The 15,811-nt window shown below is 58.6% G+C and carries 16 protein-coding genes; 10 read left to right on the forward strand and 6 right to left on the reverse strand.

What is annotated here, in order from left to right:
- The first annotated feature begins 17 nt into the window (after positions 1-17).
- The 5 genes from hflX (at position 18) to R1T46_RS10020 (ending at position 6,210) form a co-directional block, all read left to right on the forward strand.
- Complete coding sequence (hflX, locus tag R1T46_RS10000) at positions 18-1,316, forward strand: ribosome rescue GTPase HflX (RefSeq protein ID WP_317308139.1); 1,299 nt, start codon at positions 18-20, stop codon at positions 1,314-1,316.
- 78 nt (positions 1,317-1,394) lie between these two features.
- Positions 1,395-2,588, forward strand: coding sequence for an FtsH protease activity modulator HflK (hflK, locus tag R1T46_RS10005; RefSeq protein ID WP_036209736.1), 1,194 nt, complete (start codon positions 1,395-1,397; stop codon positions 2,586-2,588).
- 2 nt (positions 2,589-2,590) lie between these two features.
- Positions 2,591-3,466, forward strand: coding sequence for a protease modulator HflC (gene hflC, locus R1T46_RS10010; RefSeq protein ID WP_036210314.1), 876 nt, complete (start codon positions 2,591-2,593; stop codon positions 3,464-3,466).
- Between the two features lie 184 nt (positions 3,467-3,650).
- Positions 3,651-4,832 carry an ATP phosphoribosyltransferase regulatory subunit gene (locus tag R1T46_RS10015; protein WP_036209740.1) on the forward strand — a complete coding sequence of 394 codons (1,182 nt, stop codon included), beginning with the start codon at positions 3,651-3,653 and terminating at the stop codon, positions 4,830-4,832.
- Positions 4,833-4,914: 82 nt separating this feature from the next.
- Positions 4,915-6,210 (forward strand): adenylosuccinate synthase, encoded by a 1,296-nt coding sequence (locus R1T46_RS10020; protein WP_036209743.1) that lies wholly within the window; start codon positions 4,915-4,917, stop codon positions 6,208-6,210.
- Positions 6,211-6,235: 25 nt separating this feature from the next.
- Here the strand turns inward: R1T46_RS10020 and cmoB are convergent, their stop codons facing one another.
- The 5 genes from cmoB to R1T46_RS10045 are packed head-to-tail and all read right to left on the reverse strand — an operon-like array spanning position 6,236 to position 9,829.
- Positions 6,236-7,231: a tRNA 5-methoxyuridine(34)/uridine 5-oxyacetic acid(34) synthase CmoB gene (gene cmoB, locus R1T46_RS10025; RefSeq protein ID WP_036209745.1), complete on the reverse strand. Its 996-nt coding sequence runs from the start codon at positions 7,229-7,231 to the stop codon at positions 6,236-6,238.
- A gap of 11 nt (positions 7,232-7,242) precedes the next feature.
- Positions 7,243-7,998, reverse strand: a complete 756-nt coding sequence (gene cmoA, locus R1T46_RS10030; protein WP_036209747.1) for a carboxy-S-adenosyl-L-methionine synthase CmoA — start codon at positions 7,996-7,998, stop codon at positions 7,243-7,245.
- Entirely contained in the window at positions 7,991-8,362 is a 372-nt protein-coding gene (locus R1T46_RS10035) for a hypothetical protein (RefSeq protein WP_036209750.1), read from the reverse strand. The genes cmoA and R1T46_RS10035 overlap by 8 nt, the downstream gene beginning before the upstream one ends.
- Positions 8,363-8,395: 33 nt before the next feature.
- Positions 8,396-9,397 (reverse strand): serine/threonine protein kinase, encoded by a 1,002-nt coding sequence (locus R1T46_RS10040; RefSeq protein ID WP_075196528.1) that lies wholly within the window; start codon positions 9,395-9,397, stop codon positions 8,396-8,398.
- 9 nt (positions 9,398-9,406) lie between these two features.
- Complete coding sequence (locus R1T46_RS10045) at positions 9,407-9,829, reverse strand: hypothetical protein (protein ID WP_317308140.1); 423 nt, start codon at positions 9,827-9,829, stop codon at positions 9,407-9,409.
- Between the two features lie 145 nt (positions 9,830-9,974).
- On the opposite strand from R1T46_RS10045, the gene R1T46_RS10050 reads away from it, so the two are divergent.
- Positions 9,975-11,090: an NAD(P)/FAD-dependent oxidoreductase gene (locus R1T46_RS10050; protein WP_317308289.1), complete on the forward strand. Its 1,116-nt coding sequence runs from the start codon at positions 9,975-9,977 to the stop codon at positions 11,088-11,090.
- A gap of 15 nt (positions 11,091-11,105) precedes the next feature.
- On the opposite strand, the gene R1T46_RS10055 is transcribed toward R1T46_RS10050, so the two are convergent.
- Positions 11,106-11,885, reverse strand: a complete 780-nt coding sequence (locus R1T46_RS10055) for a ComF family protein (RefSeq protein ID WP_036209756.1) — start codon at positions 11,883-11,885, stop codon at positions 11,106-11,108.
- A gap of 49 nt (positions 11,886-11,934) precedes the next feature.
- On the opposite strand from R1T46_RS10055, the gene bioB reads away from it, so the two are divergent.
- The 4 genes from bioB to bioC are packed head-to-tail and all read left to right on the forward strand — an operon-like array spanning position 11,935 to position 15,809.
- Positions 11,935-13,041 (forward strand): biotin synthase BioB, encoded by a 1,107-nt coding sequence (gene bioB, locus R1T46_RS10060; RefSeq protein ID WP_407070165.1) that lies wholly within the window; start codon positions 11,935-11,937, stop codon positions 13,039-13,041.
- Between the two features lie 28 nt (positions 13,042-13,069).
- A complete protein-coding gene (gene bioF, locus R1T46_RS10065; protein ID WP_317308141.1) occupies positions 13,070-14,248 on the forward strand; it encodes an 8-amino-7-oxononanoate synthase in 1,179 nt (392 codons plus the stop codon).
- Complete coding sequence (locus tag R1T46_RS10070) at positions 14,245-14,997, forward strand: alpha/beta fold hydrolase (RefSeq protein ID WP_317308142.1); 753 nt, start codon at positions 14,245-14,247, stop codon at positions 14,995-14,997. Before bioF ends, R1T46_RS10070 begins: the two co-directional genes overlap by 4 nt.
- Positions 14,985-15,809, forward strand: a complete 825-nt coding sequence (gene bioC, locus R1T46_RS10075; protein ID WP_317308143.1) for a malonyl-ACP O-methyltransferase BioC — start codon at positions 14,985-14,987, stop codon at positions 15,807-15,809. Before R1T46_RS10070 ends, bioC begins: the two co-directional genes overlap by 13 nt.
- Positions 15,810-15,811: the final 2 nt, after the last annotated feature.

A 15,811-nucleotide genomic window follows, 5' to 3' on the forward strand; every position in this document is an offset into this window, starting at 1 on the left:
TTTGGAGTTGTTACTACTTGTTTGAGCGTCCCGACGTTGGTGAACGGGCGATTCTCGTTCATATCGAGTTTTCCTCACACGAAGAAGCTGAGGATCTGGGGGAGTTCCGTGAACTGGTCTGGTCTGCCGGTGTCGAACCCGTAGGTGTTGTCACCGGCTCGCGCAAGCAGCCCAGCCCGAGACTGTTTGTCGGAGAGGGGAAGCTGGAAGAAATTCGTGATGCCGTGACCGCCAACGAAGCGGATGTGGTGCTTTTCAATCACGCACTCAGCCCCAGCCAGGAACGAAACATTGAGCGTGAGCTGAGCTGTCGTGTGCTCGATCGCACGGGCGTCATCCTGGATATTTTCGCGCAGCGTGCTCGCACCCATGAAGGTAAGCTTCAGGTGGAATTGGCTCAACTTGAGCATATGTCGACCCGCCTTATTCGGGGTTGGACGCACCTTGAGCGCCAGAAGGGTGGTATCGGGTTGCGTGGCCCGGGTGAAACCCAGTTGGAGACGGATCGGCGGTTGCTGCGGGAGCGTATCAAGTCCATTCATCGCCGCCTTGAAAAGGTCCGTAAACAGCGTAACCAGGGTCGCCGGGCCCGGATGCGTGCGGATATTCCAACCGTCTCACTGGTGGGCTACACCAACGCGGGCAAGTCCACGCTGTTTAACCGCATAACAACGTCAACCGTTTACGCGGCGGATCAGCTGTTTGCGACCCTGGACCCGACGCTGAGGCGCCTGGAACTTCCTGACATTGGCCCGGTCGTAATGGCCGACACTGTCGGCTTTATCCGTCATCTTCCCCACAAGCTGGTTGAAGCCTTCCGTGCCACCCTGGAAGAAACCACCGAAGCCTCAATTCTGCTCCACATAATCGACTGCCACGATCACCGGCGTGACGAGAACATGGAGCAGGTGGAAGAAGTGCTGGCAGAAATAGGTGCTGACGAGATTTCGGTGCTGCAGGTTTTCAACAAGATCGACCTGCTGGATAACTTCCAGCCGCGGGTTGAGCGCAACGAGGACGGCGTTCCCGTGCGTGTCTGGGTTTCTGCGGTCACCGGGGAAGGTCTTGAAGGCCTGTTTGATACCATCGTCGAACGATTGGCGGAGGACGTGATCCATCAATTCGTACTGCTGGGCCCGACGGACGGCAAGTTGCGGGCGCTTTTGCATGAAGCGGGCTCTGTCGTGACGGAAAGTCACCGCGATAGCGGGGATTCGGTACTGGAAGTACGCCTTCAGCATCGTGACTGGTTACAGCTTTTGAGCCGCGCTGGCGTGCGCGAAAATGATGTAAGGCTTGAAGAACAACGTACATAGGCCGGCTGTGCTATTGCCGGGGCGCTTATAAATCCCTAGTATTTGCAGCCATTCGATTAGTTTGGAACGGAGAACACTATGGCCTGGAATGAACCGGGTGGAAACCGCAACGACAATGACCCCTGGGGTACTGGTGGTGGTCGTGGCGGAAATGACCAGGGCCCACCGGACCTGGACGAGGCGCTGAAAAAGGGTCTCGACAAGCTCAATCGCTTGCTGGGTGGCAAGGGCAACAAGTCCGGAGGCAGTGGCGGCAGTTCGTCCTCGGGTGGCGCCGGCGGTTTTGGTGCCATCCTGGCGTTGGCGGCCATCATTTTTGCCGGATACGTGGTCTTTCAATCGTTCTACACCGTGAACGAGCAGGAGCGTGCGGTTGTGCTTCGCTTTGGCGAGTTCAGTCGTACTGAAACGCCGGGTCTGCGCTTCAAGGTTCCGTTGATCGATAGCGTTTATCTGGTCCGGGTGACGAACGTCCGGAATGCGGAATCTACAGGCCAGATGCTGACACAGGACGAGAACCTCGTCTCTGTCGACCTTCAGGTCCAGTATCGTGTTGGTGATGCTCAGGCTTATGTGCTGAACGTCCGTGATTCCAACCAGGCATTGGCGTTTGCTACTGACAGTGCCTTGCGCCATGAAGTTGGTAGCTCAACACTTGATGACGTGTTGACGGAAGGTCGTGCCGAGTTGGCCGTTCGCGTGGAGCAGCGCCTGCAGAGCTTCCTGGAAGAATACGGCACTGGCTTGACCATTGTCCGTGTCAACGTCGAGAGCACTCAGCCACCCGATGCGGTGCAGGATGCCTTCCGTGAAGTGCAGCGCGCCCGTGAGGACGAGCAGCAGGTCAAGGAAGAAGCTGAAACCTACCGCAATAAAGTGGTCCCCGAGGCTCGTGGCCGGGCACAGCGCCTGACCGAGGAAGCGGCGGCCTACAAGGAAGAAGTGATTGAGCGTGCCCGTGGTGAAACCTCACGTTTCCTGGCGGTTCTTGGTGTGTATCAGACTGCGCCGGAAGTCACTCGCGAGCGTATGTACATCCAGGCGCTTGAAGGGGTTCTGTCGAATACCAGCAAAGTGCTGGTGGACACCCAGAGCAGCGACAATATGATGTACCTGCCTCTGGATAGGCTGACTAACCGTTCCGGTGCCAGCACCGGCAGCCAGAGCGGTTCCGGAAGCTCCGGCAGTGACATCGACATCAAGACCCTGTCAGATCAGGTGATTCAGGAGCTGCGTGGCAGACAGGATACTGGCGTTCGGAGGAGTAGATAATGATGGGACCCAAAAGTATTGTGGGCCTTGCAGGCGCCCTGATCGTCGTACTCGTTACGCTCTCCAGTGTGTACATCATTCCGGAAACTCACCGTGGTGTGCTGCTTCGGTTCGGTGAATTGATCGAAACCGACATAAAAGCAGGTATCCATTTCAAGGTGCCGGTGATTGATCAAGTGCGGGAGTTCGATATCCGTCTGCTGACCACCGACCTTCCGTCGCGTCAGTACCTGACCATCGAGAAGAAGCCTCTTGATGTAGACTCCTACATCGCCTGGAAGATTCGCGATGTCGACCAGTTCTACCGTGCCACCGGTGGCGACGAATACCGCGCCTCCGAACTGCTGTTGTCCAGGGTGGACAATGGCTTACGGGATGAGTTTGGTGTTCGGACTATGGTCGAGGTTGTTTCCGGCCAGCGTGATGAGCTGATGCAGATCCTGCGGGATCGCATAACCGAGAATACGGTCGAGGCATTCGGTATTGAAGTGGTGGATATCCGCGTCAAGGCCATTGAATTCCCAGGGCAGGTAAGCCAGAACGTTTATCGTCGAATGGCCACTGAGCGCGAGAAGCTGGCGCAGGAATTCCGCTCCCGCGGTCGCGAGTTGGCGGAGGGTATTCGCGCGGATGCTGATCGCCAGCGCACCGTCATCCTGGCGGAAGCCTTTGCCAAGGCTGAGGAAATGCGTGGTGAAGGTGATGCTCAGGCCGCCCAGATCTATGCCGATGCCTATGGGGCTAACAGCGAGTTCTATAGCTTCTACCGCAGTCTGGAAGCCTATCAGAACACCTTTGCCAATGAAGACGACATCATGGTCATCGACACTGATAGCGACTTCCTGAAGTTCCTGAAGGACCCTCAGGGAAACCGCTAACCACGACGATGGTAGTGACAAAACCGGAATACCTCGGTATTCCGGTTTTTTTGTGTCTGCCAACAGTGTAAAATTCTGCCGGTTTTGGTTCGGGTTTTTATCTTTCCCCGAGCATCGCCCTAAATCCTGTGCACTCTCGCGGCAAGAAGCTTCCGCCCCGGGACAGAACGGACAACCGAATCTCATGACAGTATCTGATCGCTGGCTACTGCCTGATGGCGTGGAAGACATCCTTCCGCCATTGGCTGGACAGATTGAATCCCTGCGCCGGGATGTAATGGATACCTGCCAGCGTTGGGGTTACCAGCTGGTTATCCCGCCGTTGATCGAATACCTCGAATCACTTTTTACGGGCACCGGGCACGACCTGGAGCTTCAGACCTTCAAGCTGACTGATCAGCTGACCGGCCGGATGATGGGGCTGCGTGCGGACATGACGCCGCAGGCAGCACGCATTGATGCCCATACCCTCGGCCAGGAAGGTATTACGCGGCTGTGTTATGCCGGCCATGTGCTCCACACCCGACCGCGCCATATGCTGACAGGGCGCACGCCCATCCAGGCGGGTTGCGAGCTGTTTGGTAGCGCCTCCGAATCGGCGGATCTGGAAGTGATCAGCCTGATGCTTGAAACCCTGCGTGTATCGGGTTTGCCCAGAATCCATCTGGATCTTGCCCATGTCGCGATCTACGAGACATTGGTTGGAGAGGCCGGGTTTGATCGCGATACCGGCGCGGCCATCTTTGATGCCATGGCCCGTAAGTCTGTGCCGGAACTGGATGAATTGCTGGGCGGGTGCCCACCGGGTTCTGCTGGCGGCATGCTCAGAGAACTGGCCAGAGTCAGCGGTGGGAAGGATGCCCTGCGTGAGGCAAAGCGCATTCTTGAAGGGGCGCCGGAACCGCTTCGTCAGGCGCTGGATCAACTGGATCGAGTGGCGGATATGCTGTCCGCGAGCTATCCAGAGGTAAGCTTCGGGTTCGATTTTTGTGAGCTTCGAGGATACAACTACCATACCGGGCTCGTGTTTGCGGCCTATGTGCCGGGGCATGGTGACGCGGTTGCCAAGGGCGGTCGCTACGATGCCATTGGCAGTGATTTCGGCCGTGCACGTCCGGCGACGGGCTTTAGTCTTGATATCCGTGCGCTGGTCTCACTTGGTCAGCGAACCGGCCGCGCTGGCAAGGCCATATGGGCGCCAGCCACCGAGGATCCTGCGCTGGATGGCGTGATTTCCGGCCTGCGGATGACGGAGACGGTTATCCGCGCCCTGCCGGAAGACGAGGGCGTTGATCCTGGCACGCGCAATTGCGATCGTGCCCTGGTGAAGCGAGACGGCCAGTGGGTCGTGGAGCAGTTGGACTGATGACCTTCGGGGTCGGGCCACTCATTTACAGGTAAACCTGCGGGCACCCCATCAATTGGCGGGGCCGCACTGAGAGAGAGTCATGGGTAAAAACGTTGTAGTGCTGGGCACCCAGTGGGGTGATGAAGGAAAAGGCAAGATTGTTGACCTGCTGACCGATAAGGTTGCGGCGGTGGTGCGCTTTCAGGGCGGCCACAATGCCGGCCATACCCTGGTTATTGAAGGCAAGAAAACCGCCCTTCATCTGATTCCGTCTGGCATTCTTCGCCAGAATGTCCAGTGCCTGATTGGCAACGGCGTCGTGCTCTCTCCGGAAGCGTTGCTGAAGGAAGTCCGCGAACTCGAAGGCAATGGGGTTGCTGTGCGGGAGCGTTTGAAGATCAGTCTGGCGTGCCCGGTCATCCTCAAGACCCACGTTCGTATCGATCAGGCGCGCGAGCGAGCGCGAGGTGTCGACAAGATTGGCACCACCGGTCGCGGTATCGGGCCGGCCTACGAAGACAAGGTTTCCCGCCGTGGGATTCGCGTTGGAGATCTGTGTGACCCGAAGAGCTTTGAAGAGAAGCTCCGGGAAATCATGTCGTACCATAACTTCGTGTTGACCGAGTACTTCAAGGAAGAGCCCGAAGACATTGATCAGGCGTTTTCCGAACTGATGACCATGGGCGAGGAAATTCTACCCATGTCTGCCGACGTCACGGATATCCTCCATGACCTTCGCAAGCGCGGCGAACACATCCTCTTTGAAGGTGCGCAGGGCTCGCTGCTGGACATTGATCTGGGTACCTACCCGTACGTCACCTCCTCAAATACCACGGCTGGCGGCACGGCTACCGGGTCTGGTTTTGGGCCGTTGTTCCTGGATTACGTGCTGGGGATCACCAAGGCCTACACCACTCGTGTCGGTTCCGGTCCGTTCCCGACCGAGCTGTTTGACGATATGGGCCATCACCTGGCGGTCAAGGGCAACGAGATTGGCACCACCACCGGGCGTTCACGCCGTTGTGGCTGGTTTGATGCGGTTGCACTGCGCCACGCCATCCAGATCAACAGCGTATCGGGCATCTGCCTGACCAAGCTGGACGTGCTCGATGGCATGGATACGGTGAAGGTGTGCATTGGCTACAAAACGCCTAACGGGGAGATTACCCGCCCGCCGATCGGTTGCGATACCTACAAGGACATTGAGCCGGTGTATGCGGATCTTCCGGGTTGGCAGGAGAGCACGGTCGGGCTGACAGGCCTGGACCAGTTACCGGAGAACGCCAGGGCCTATATCCGTTTCCTGGAAGAGCAGATCGAAGCACCGATCGATATCATTTCCACCGGTCCTGACCGGGTAGAGACAGTCATTCTGCGCCACCCCTTCGGCGAGTAACCTTCCCGGGTTATCGCGGACACCTTCAGGGCTTGTCCGCGATAACCGTCGCCCTTTTCGGACCCGGATAGCCTTCCACGGTCTTCGTTGGGTCGTCCGGGTCGAGAAAGTCCTGCAGCGACTGGAATTGCATCCAGTCAGTGCTGCGTTGCTCCTCGATCGTGGTTTCTGTCACATCCACCACGCGGGCGTTGCGAAAACCGGTTCGGTCCAGCCAGCGCAACAGAGTGTCGCAGCTGGGCAGGAACCAGACGTTGCGCATCCGGCCGTAGCGGTCCTCCGGCATCAGGCTGTAACCTTCCGGCCCATCCGCTATCAGCGTTTCCAGCACCAGTTCGCCACCCGGGCGGAGTGTGTCTTTCAGTTCCAGTAAGTGATCAAGTGGTGAGCGACGGTGGTAGAGCACACCCATTGAGAAAGTGGTGTCGAATGCTTCCAGCTTTGGCGGCAGATCCTCTACGCGCACCGGGAGCAGATCAATGCGCTGCTCCTGGCCTGCATACTGTTTGACGCTGAGAAATTGGAACAGGAATAACAGTCCCGGGTCGATGCCAATTACCCGGCCAGCCCCTTCACCCAGCATGCGCCAACAGTGATAGCCAGAGCCGCAACCGACATCCAGTATCTGCCGACCACTCAGGTCTGACAGGTAGGGGGCTACGCGGTCCCACTTCCAGTCGGAGCGCCACTCGGTATCGATATAGGTGCCAAAGAACTCGAACGGGCCCTTACGCCAGGGCATCAGTCCTCGCAGCCCTTCTTCGAGCTTTGCACGGTCTTCTGTGCTGAGGGGCTGGTCGGAGTTCAGGGTAATGGCCGACTGGTTCAGGTTCGCCGTGGCATCACCAATGTGGGGCAGGGTGTCCAGAGCCCGGTTCCATCGGGCAATATCCCCATGAGGGTTGTCGTCAAAGCGCTTTTGTAGCTGTTGCTGCAGTTGCTTTCGCCAGCGCTCAAGGCCACGGCTATCAAGATCGTCAAGCAGCGGGGCAAAGCACCCCTGCCAGTTGAAGGTCGTCATGGAGGCTCCGTTCAGTGCGATTTAATGGCGAGCATGGAGACAAAGTTGAAACACTGGTACCACACCATAACCTGACTAAATCCTGCGTTTATCAGTCTCTCACGGTGTTCGGCCAGGGTTTCCGGTATCAGTACCTGTTCCAGGGCGGAACGCTTCTGACTGATCTCCAGGTCAGAATAGCCGTTGGCCCGTTTGAACTCGTGATGGAGTTGGGTCTGTGTCGATTGCTCGGAATCGGATTCAAAGCGAATTTTCTCGGAGAGGATCAGTACTCCGCCGGGCAGTGTGGCGTCGGCGATGCGAGCCATCAGTTCTGCGCGTCTGTCTGGCGCCACGAACTGCAGTGTGAAGTTCAGGGTGGTCACCGACGCGTTCTCAATCGGGGTGTCGAGGATGTCCTCGCACCGCAGTGAAACCGGCAATGGGTGGTCGTCCAGAGCAATATAATGCTCGCAACGCTCAATCATGGCAGCCGAGTTGTCCACGCCTGTAAGGGTGCAGTCGCGGTCCCCAATGCCATGGCGCATGGCCAGAGTGGAGGCGCCGAGCGAGCAGCCGAGATCGTAGCAGTGACTGCCCGGGCGGGCATACTGTTCGGTGATCACTTCAATCATCGGAATAATCGTGGTGTAACCCGGTACTGAGCGCCGGATCATGTCCGGAAATACCCGAGCCACCGATGTGTCAAACCGGAATTCTCCGGTTTCCCGTTCAGTGGCGAACAGACGGTCCAGCGCCTGGCCCGGTTTTTTGTTCCTGTCAGCCATTGTCTGCTGGCTCCTGGCCCTCATGGACAGGCCTGTCGTGTGCGGGTGTCGGGCCTCGGCTGCAGCGTACGCCCCGGTTCTTGTAATCAACGAGGATGCCCCGGAACTCCGGGTCCACATCGGCGGCGATGGCCAGATACCCCTGTTCGCAGACAGCGTGGAGTTCCGATGACTTGGGCGACATGCGGAACTCTTCGCCAGGTTTGATGTGAACGGCCTCAAATTCCCCCACCGGCACATGATCCTTATTCTCGGCATGATCAATCCGCCCGCTGGCCTCCAAAACCACGATGGTAACGATGATGGTGGCAATGGCAGTGACAATCAGGCTGCGGACGGTAAATCGGGCCTCACTTTGGCTCATCGGTTGGTCTCCGGTCTGTCGGTAATAGTGGCCTCAATATTGGCCGGGTACATGAATGGAAGGGGCCTGTAGTGCCGCCAGTTGTTCCCGAAGTGACAGGATCTGGTCGGACCAGAAACGCGGCTGGGCAAACCAGGGGAAGAAACGCGGGAAGGCCGGGTCGTCCCAGCGCTTGGCCAGCCAGGTGCAGTGGGAAATCTGCCGGAAGCAGCGCATGGGTTCAATCAGATGACGCTCACGACGATTGAAATCGCGGAACATCTCGTAGCCTTCCAGTAGTTCACCAAATTGCTGGCCACGTTCAACGTCATCTCCGTTCAGTAACAGCCACAAATCCTGAATCGCAGGCCCGGTACGGCAATCGTCCAGGTCGACAAACAGCATCTGTTCCTCGCGGCAGAGGATGTTGCCGGCGTGGCAGTCACCATGAATTCTCAGGGAGTGCACCTCGCCAGCGTCATCGATCCGACGGGCGCAGTGGTCGACAAGATCGGGAATCAGCGAGTCCCACGCTGGCCGAAGGTCATCTGGAATCCAGCGGTTTTCCGTAAGGAACCGATTGTTATCCTCAATGCCCGAAAGAATCGACATAACCGGGCGATGGTTGAAGGGCTCAGTGTCACCGATATTGTGGAGCTGGCCCAGCCACTGGCCAAGGCGGTACAGGGTATCTGTCACGCTGGTGTCGGGCGCCTGCCCGCCCCGCTGCTGAAATACGGCAAACAGAAAGTCTCCGCAGCGGCCCAGCGTATCGCCGGAGGGCATAGCCATAGGCGCCACGACCGGAATATCGGCGTTGAGCAACTGGACGGTAAACTGATGTTCTTCCCGGATCTGGGCTTCGCTCCAGCGCCCCGGACGGTAAAACTTGGCGATTACCGGTGGCTGGTCTTCAATACCAATCTGGTAAACACGGTTCTCGTAGCTGTTGAGGGCAAACAGACGTCCACTGACCACAAATCCGGCGTCTTCCAGGGCATCAAGAATGGTATCGGGGGTAAGGGCGTCGTAAGGATGGCTGGAGGTTTCGGTCATAAATAAGGTTTAGTATCTCGAACTCTGTTGGGACTTCATGCTGGCGAGGTGATACCAGTTTTCGTCCAGTTCCCATCGCACCCGATCAATGCCAGACGCGCTGAGGACGATGTTGCCTGCCTGGGCCTGGACCTGGGCCAGTTCACGCTCGGCCCGTTGCCAGTCACGATCATTATCTCCCAGGTTACGCATGCTCGGAAAAATGGTGGTGAGTGCTTCGTGCGTCGAGGTTTCATGGGAGCGCAGTGAGCTCATGATGGCGGTCCCTCCTTCAACCCTGAGAACACGATGCTGATAAGGATAGTTGGCCACCATTTCATCGGCCTTCAGTGCCTGGTTCAGGCTGATGACTTCAAAGCCTCGCCAGCCAAGCCAGCCAACAAATATGGCCGCCACCAGCATTACAATAATAAACTGCTTCCTGTCAGACATCGGTTCCCTGCTCCGTGCACTCAATTCACGGCCAAGTATAACGTTTCGGGGGCGACACCGTAATGCGATTCGGGCTTTTTAGCCAACGAGCGTGTTGGTGATGCTGACAAACGATCGAAACACAACGCGGGTGACGTTAAAGCAGATGACAGGGCGAGACATAGTACAGGCAGATACCGTGGTCGTCGGTGCCGGCATTGTCGGCCTCGCAGTGGCCAGGACGCTGGCCATGCAGGGCAGGGAGGTGTTGGTGCTGGAATCCGGCGCTCACTTTGGCGAAGGGGTGTCGTCCCGCAATAGTGAGGTTATCCATGCTGGGATCTACTATCCCGAGGACTCCCTCAAGGCCCGGTTGTGTGTTCGTGGTCGTCGGATGTTGTATGAGTACTGTCAGACCCGTGGCATCGACCACCGCAAAACCGGCAAGTGGATTGTTGCCAATGGCGTGTCCCAGGTGGAGAGGCTCGACACTATCGCCAGTCAGGCCCTTCGCAACGGTGTTCTGCTCCAGAGGGTAACCCGCAGGGCCTTGCGGGTTTCTCTGCCGGACGTGACCGCCCAGGAGGCGTTGTACTCACCGGAAACGGGCATTGTAGACAGTCATGGAGTGATGCTGTCGTTGCTGGGAGAGCTGGAGGACTACGGTGGCCATTTGGTCCGCCAGGCGCCTGTAGAGCGTGCGGCGACCTGTGACGGAGGGCATCGGTTGCAGGTTGGAGGGCCAGCGCCCTGTGAGCTCAGGGCGCAACGGGTGGTGAACGCAGCCGGCCTCGGAGCAGTACCATTGGCCACGAGCTGGCAGGGAGTACCAGCGGATATCGCGCCCCGCCAGTGGCTGGCCCGTGGTGTCTACTTCAGCTATTCCGGTCGCCACCCCTTCCGTTCATTGGTATACCCTATCCCTGAACCAGGCGGCCTCGGCGTTCACCTGACGCTTGATCTGGCGGGCCAGGCTCGATTCGGGCCCGATGTTGAATGGATAGAGCGGGTGGACTTCTCGGTTGACCCCGGTCGGGCAAGGTCATTTGCTGAAAGTATTCGCCGTTGGTGGCCAGCATTGGACGAGTCCCGCCTGCAGCCCGCCTATGCCGGCATTCGTCCCAAGCTTGCTGGCCCGGATGGTGGGTTTGCGGATTTCCGGATCGCCGGAGAACGTCGGCACGGCGTTGCCGGGCTGGTGCACCTGTTCGGCATTGAGTCGCCGGGATTAACGGCTGCTTTGGCCATTGCGGATGAAGTGGCAGGGCAGCTCGCCGACTAATGCGTTTGCATACCTTTATCCGGGGGTTCTTGCCAGCGCCCAGATCTGAACCTCCCTGGCGCCGGCCTCAAGCAGCACTTCAGTCAGGCTTCGCGCAGTGGCGCCGGTGGTGACCACGTCATCAACGATGGCAATACTGGCCGGTGGTATACGGGTAACCTGGTAGATTCCCCGCAGGTTGGCCAGGCGCTCTTCGCGGTTCAGTCCTCGTTGTGGGCGGGTGCGCCGGTTCCTGACGACGAGGTCAGCGCTCCAGGGAATGCCCGATTGACGGCTGATGTGCTCTGCAATATCCGCCGCTTGATTGAATCCTCGTTTTCGTCGACGGGCCGGATGCATCGGGCTGGCCAGAAGCAGGTCCGGCGTGCGTTCAGGATGGGTCTCCAGCATCAATGTCAGATGAGTGCCCAGATCCTGGATCAGGGGGCGGGCATAGGCGCGTTGGCCATTGTATTTGTAGCGTTGGACCATACCGTCAACCGGGAATCGATAGCGCCAGGGCGCGACGATTCGGCTGAAGGGCGGTGGGTCTTTCAGGCACTGACCGCAGATGAGGTCATCGCCAGCGTAGGCGATAGGCAGTGCGCAGCAGCGGCAGTGCGAGTGGTTGGCGGGCAAGTCCTGCCGGCAGGGAGTGCAGAGCCCGAAATGGGCATGCGGTTCCAGGCAGGCCACGCATTGCCCGCCGCGCAGCGGAAACAGGCCTTTGATGCTGATTTGAGCGCGCGGAATCCGTTTCGTGCTGTTAACCTTTGGTGTTATCAAGGTTGACAGCGATTTCAGTCCCTTTATCATCTGTTCAATCCGTAAACCAGAATCCCGGTAAAGTTAACAGGACTGAATCATGACTGCCACCGCACACGCCGATGCACCCTCTATAGCGCCTTCTGCCGCGCCTTCTACCTCACCGCGCCACGATTGGACCATGCAGGAAGCCCGTGCGTTGTTCGAACTGCCATTCAATGACCTGGTGTTTCGCGCCCAGAGCGTCCATCGTGAGCATTTCGATCCCAATGAGGTGCAGATCAGCACGCTCCTGTCCATCAAGACCGGTGCCTGCCCGGAAGACTGTAAATACTGCCCCCAGAGCGGTCATTACAACACCGGCCTGGAAAAGGAAAAATTGCTGGAAATTGAAAAAGTGGTTGCGGAAGCCAAGGCCGCCAAGGCAAAGGGTGCGTCCCGTTTCTGTATGGGGGCGGCCTGGCGTAGCCCGTCGAAGAAAAACATGGAATATGTCGTGGATATGGTGCGCCAGGTTAAATCCCTGGGCCTGGAAACCTGCATGACCCTCGGCATGTTGGAGCAGGAACAGGCCGACGAGCTGGCCGAAGCCGGGCTGGATTACTACAACCACAATCTGGATACGTCCGAAAAGTACTACAGCCATATCATTACCACCCGCACCTATCAGGACCGGCTGGACACCCTCGAGAATGTCCGTAATGCAGGCATGAAAGTATGCTGCGGCGGCATCGTGGGCATGGGCGAAGACCCTGACGATCGTGTTGGCCTTCTGGTTCAGTTGGCGAATCTGCCCCACCATCCGGAGAGCGTGCCGGTGAACATGCTGGTGAAGGTGGCAGGAACGCCGATGGAAAATGTGGAAGATCTGGACCCGTTCGATTTTATCCGGACCATCGCTGTTGCTCGGATCATGATGCCTGCCTCGCACGTGCGATTGTCTGCGGGCCGTGAAAATATGAATGAGCAGATGCAGTCCCTGTGCTTCCTGGCTGGTGCGAACTCGATTTTCTATGGCGAGAAGCTGCTGACGACCGCCAACCCCGAGGCGGATGCGGACCGCGAGTTGTTCAAGCGTCTGGGCATTCGGCCTGAAGAGCGCGAGCAGTCCTGCACCGAACAGGAAGCGGAAGAAGCCATTGTGGATGCGGTCGAATACGAACAGACCCGTCACATGTTCTACGATGCCACCCGTGAGTCTGCATAGGCAGACAGTATGCCGGTGAGAATTGACCATGCGTGACTTCGCGGCAGAGTTGGAAGAGCGGAAACGGGCGGGGCTTTACCGCACCCGCCGCCAGATCAGCAGCCCCCAACAGCCCGCGTTGGTTTCCGATGGCGTGCCGCTGCTGTCATTTTGCAGCAACGATTACCTGGGGCTGGCGAATCACCCCGGGATTATAAAGGCCGCCACGGACGCCATGCCAAACACCGGTTTTGGCGGCGCCGCTTCGCATCTGATTTGTGGTCACCACGATGCCCACCACCAACTGGAACTGCGGCTAGCGGATTTTACCCGCCGCAGTGCTGCGCTGTTTTTTTCGACCGGCTACATGGCCAATATGGGCGTTATCTCGGCGCTGGCTGGCCGTGGCGATACCATCTTCTCTGATCGCCTGAACCACGCCTCCATCATCGATGGTTGTGTCCTCAGCCGCGCCAGGGTGCGTCGTTATCGCCACGGTGATATGAGTGCCCTGGCTGACATGCTTGCCGCTACCGCTGGCCACAAGTTGGTGGTGACAGACGGCGTATTCAGCATGGACGGGGATATCGCGCCATTGAGGGAGCTGGCAGCACTGTGCCGGGCGCACGATGCCCTTTTGGTGGTGGATGATGCCCATGGCCTGGGCGTCCTGGGGCCTCAGGGGCGGGGCAGCCTGATGGAGCTGGGATTGTCCGAGGAGGAGGTTCCCGTGCTGATCGGTACCCTGGGCAAGGCTGTGGGCACCAGTGGCGCCTTTGTGGCTGGCCCGCAGCTGTTGATGGATTACCTGGTACAGAAGGCCCGCACCTACATCTACACCACCGCCATGCCCCCAGCCATCGCTCTGGCCACCTGTGCCAGCCTTGATCTGATCGAGCGGGAAGATAGCCGTCGCAGTCACCTGCAGATGCTGATCTCAGAGTTTCGCCAGGAGGTATCGGCACTGGGCTATGAGTTGATGCCATCGCGCACACCAATTCAGCCAATCATGGTTGGCGACAACTGGGCAGCCCTTGCATTGAGCCAGGCCCTGGAGGAGAGGGGGCTAATGGTTACGGCGATCAGGCCGCCGACTGTGCCGGAAGGTCAGGCCCGTTTGCGGGTCACCTTCAGCGCTGCGCATTCGTCGGAAGACCTGGCAACGTTGCTGTCCGCATTGGCGGACTGCCGCTCACTACTGAACAGGCCCTCTGCAGAGGTGGTATGAACGTTGTGGAATCACGAATCCCGCTAGTGGTTGTGGGTGGTTGGGGAGTCGACGCCGCCATCTTGCTTCCGCTGTTTGATCGCTGGCCAGGGGAGATTCATCTGATATCGCTGAACGATGCCCTGATGTCCCGATGCGACTCGATCACGGGGGTGGCGGATTATCTGCTGGAGCGTTATCCGTGCCCGTCAGTTTGGGCGGGTTGGTCCCAGGGGGCGCAGGTGGTTATGGCGGCTGCCTCACGCAGTTGTCCCCAGGTCCGCAAGGCAATCACTCTGGCGGGGTTTCCTCGCTTTGTGGCTGGGGAGCAGTGGCCCACAGGGATGGCAGTGGATACCTTTGAAACATTCCGGGAACAGGTGTCGCAAAACGCCGGCCTTGCCTGGCGGCGCTTTCAGCGACTTTTGATTCACGGCAGCCATGATGAGTCGCAAGCCCTGCAGGAACTGCGCCCTTGGCTTGCGCGAGGGCCTTCCGTTAGCGGCGTGAACCTGGTTTGGGGCCTGGACTGGTTGGGCAGCGAAGATCAGCGGTCTCTGTGGGGTGCTTTACCAGTGCCGACGCTGCATCTTCAGGCGAGCAACGATGTGGTCGTTGAATGTTGGGAGCACTCGTTTCATCCGTCTCCAGCCGCCAAGGTCGTTAGGGTACCCGGTATGACCCATTGGCCTCGAGGGCAGGCGCTTTCGCGTTGCCATGACGAAATCCTTCAGTTTGTTTTCGGCAAGGAGGTTGAATGGACCCTGTAACAACCAATACCCACGACTGGGTGCCTCCGAAATCCACAATTGCCCGCGATTTCGGCTCAGCTTCCCATACCTACAATCCCGCTGCCCGGCTGCAGCGCTATATGGGCCAGGTCTTGCTGGACCAGTTGAAGGAAGGGCTGCATCAGGCCCAGTGCGCAGATGGACTCCAGATACTCGATCTAGGTAGCGGCACTGGGTGGTTTACAGGGCAGTTGGCGTCGATTCGGGGGAGCCAGGTGACCGGCGTTGATATTTCTGCGGGAATGCTTCGTTACGCCCGATCAGCCAACCCGGCTGGCATCCGGTGGGTCGAGGCGGATGCAGAGGCGTTGCCGTTGCCGGATAACAGTGTGGACGTGGTCTTCAGCAACTTGATGATTCAGTGGTGCCGTGACCCGGCCGGTGTGCTCGCAGAATGCCGCCGGGTTCTACGCCCAGGCGGTCGGCTATTGGTGTCGACATTGCTGGAGGGTACCCTCGACGAACTTCGGGAAGCATGGCACAGGGCAGACCCCGGGCACCAGCATGTGAATCGTTTTGAATCGGAAGCGCGTTTTCGGGAGCAGGCATTCGAAACGCTCCCCGCCCCGCAACTTGCGATCGAGACGATTTCACTGGATTACCCCTCACCGCTGGCTCTCCTGGCGGAGCTCAAGGCTATTGGCGCCGGGTACAAAGGCGTATCGCGGCGTCAAAGCGCAACCGCGCCTGGCCGTTTGCGGGCCATGTGCCGTTATTATCCGCGAGACGGGGAAGGCCGGATACAGGCCACTTACACATCGGCATGGCTGGGTTGCCGTCTGCCAGACTGACA

Origin of the sequence: Marinobacter salarius, from assembly GCF_032922745.1 — a bacterium.
Taxonomy (GTDB): Bacteria; Pseudomonadota; Gammaproteobacteria; order Pseudomonadales; family Oleiphilaceae; genus Marinobacter.

Bases quoted from the DNA above. Each gene is read 5' to 3' on its own strand.
- bioB (WP_407070165.1), top strand. From the start codon at position 11,935: ATGACTGCCACCGCACACGCCGATGCACCCTCTATAGCGCCTTCTGCC.
- cmoA (WP_036209747.1), bottom strand. From the start codon at position 7,998: ATGGCTGACAGGAACAAAAAACCGGGCCAGGCGCTGGACCGTCTGTTC.
- bioC (WP_317308143.1), top strand. From the start codon at position 14,985: ATGGACCCTGTAACAACCAATACCCACGACTGGGTGCCTCCGAAATCC.
- hflC (WP_036210314.1), top strand. From the start codon at position 2,591: ATGGGACCCAAAAGTATTGTGGGCCTTGCAGGCGCCCTGATCGTCGTA.
- R1T46_RS10015 (WP_036209740.1), top strand. From the start codon at position 3,651: ATGACAGTATCTGATCGCTGGCTACTGCCTGATGGCGTGGAAGACATC.
- R1T46_RS10050 (WP_317308289.1), top strand. From the start codon at position 9,975: ATGACAGGGCGAGACATAGTACAGGCAGATACCGTGGTCGTCGGTGCC.
- bioF (WP_317308141.1), top strand. From the start codon at position 13,070: ATGCGTGACTTCGCGGCAGAGTTGGAAGAGCGGAAACGGGCGGGGCTT.
- hflK (WP_036209736.1), top strand. From the start codon at position 1,395: ATGGCCTGGAATGAACCGGGTGGAAACCGCAACGACAATGACCCCTGG.
- cmoB (WP_036209745.1), bottom strand. From the start codon at position 7,231: ATGACGACCTTCAACTGGCAGGGGTGCTTTGCCCCGCTGCTTGACGAT.
- R1T46_RS10045 (WP_317308140.1), bottom strand. From the start codon at position 9,829: ATGTCTGACAGGAAGCAGTTTATTATTGTAATGCTGGTGGCGGCCATA.
- R1T46_RS10035 (WP_036209750.1), bottom strand. From the start codon at position 8,362: ATGAGCCAAAGTGAGGCCCGATTTACCGTCCGCAGCCTGATTGTCACT.
- R1T46_RS10070 (WP_317308142.1), top strand. From the start codon at position 14,245: ATGAACGTTGTGGAATCACGAATCCCGCTAGTGGTTGTGGGTGGTTGG.
- R1T46_RS10040 (WP_075196528.1), bottom strand. From the start codon at position 9,397: ATGACCGAAACCTCCAGCCATCCTTACGACGCCCTTACCCCCGATACC.
- R1T46_RS10055 (WP_036209756.1), bottom strand. From the start codon at position 11,885: ATGATAAAGGGACTGAAATCGCTGTCAACCTTGATAACACCAAAGGTT.
- R1T46_RS10020 (WP_036209743.1), top strand. From the start codon at position 4,915: ATGGGTAAAAACGTTGTAGTGCTGGGCACCCAGTGGGGTGATGAAGGA.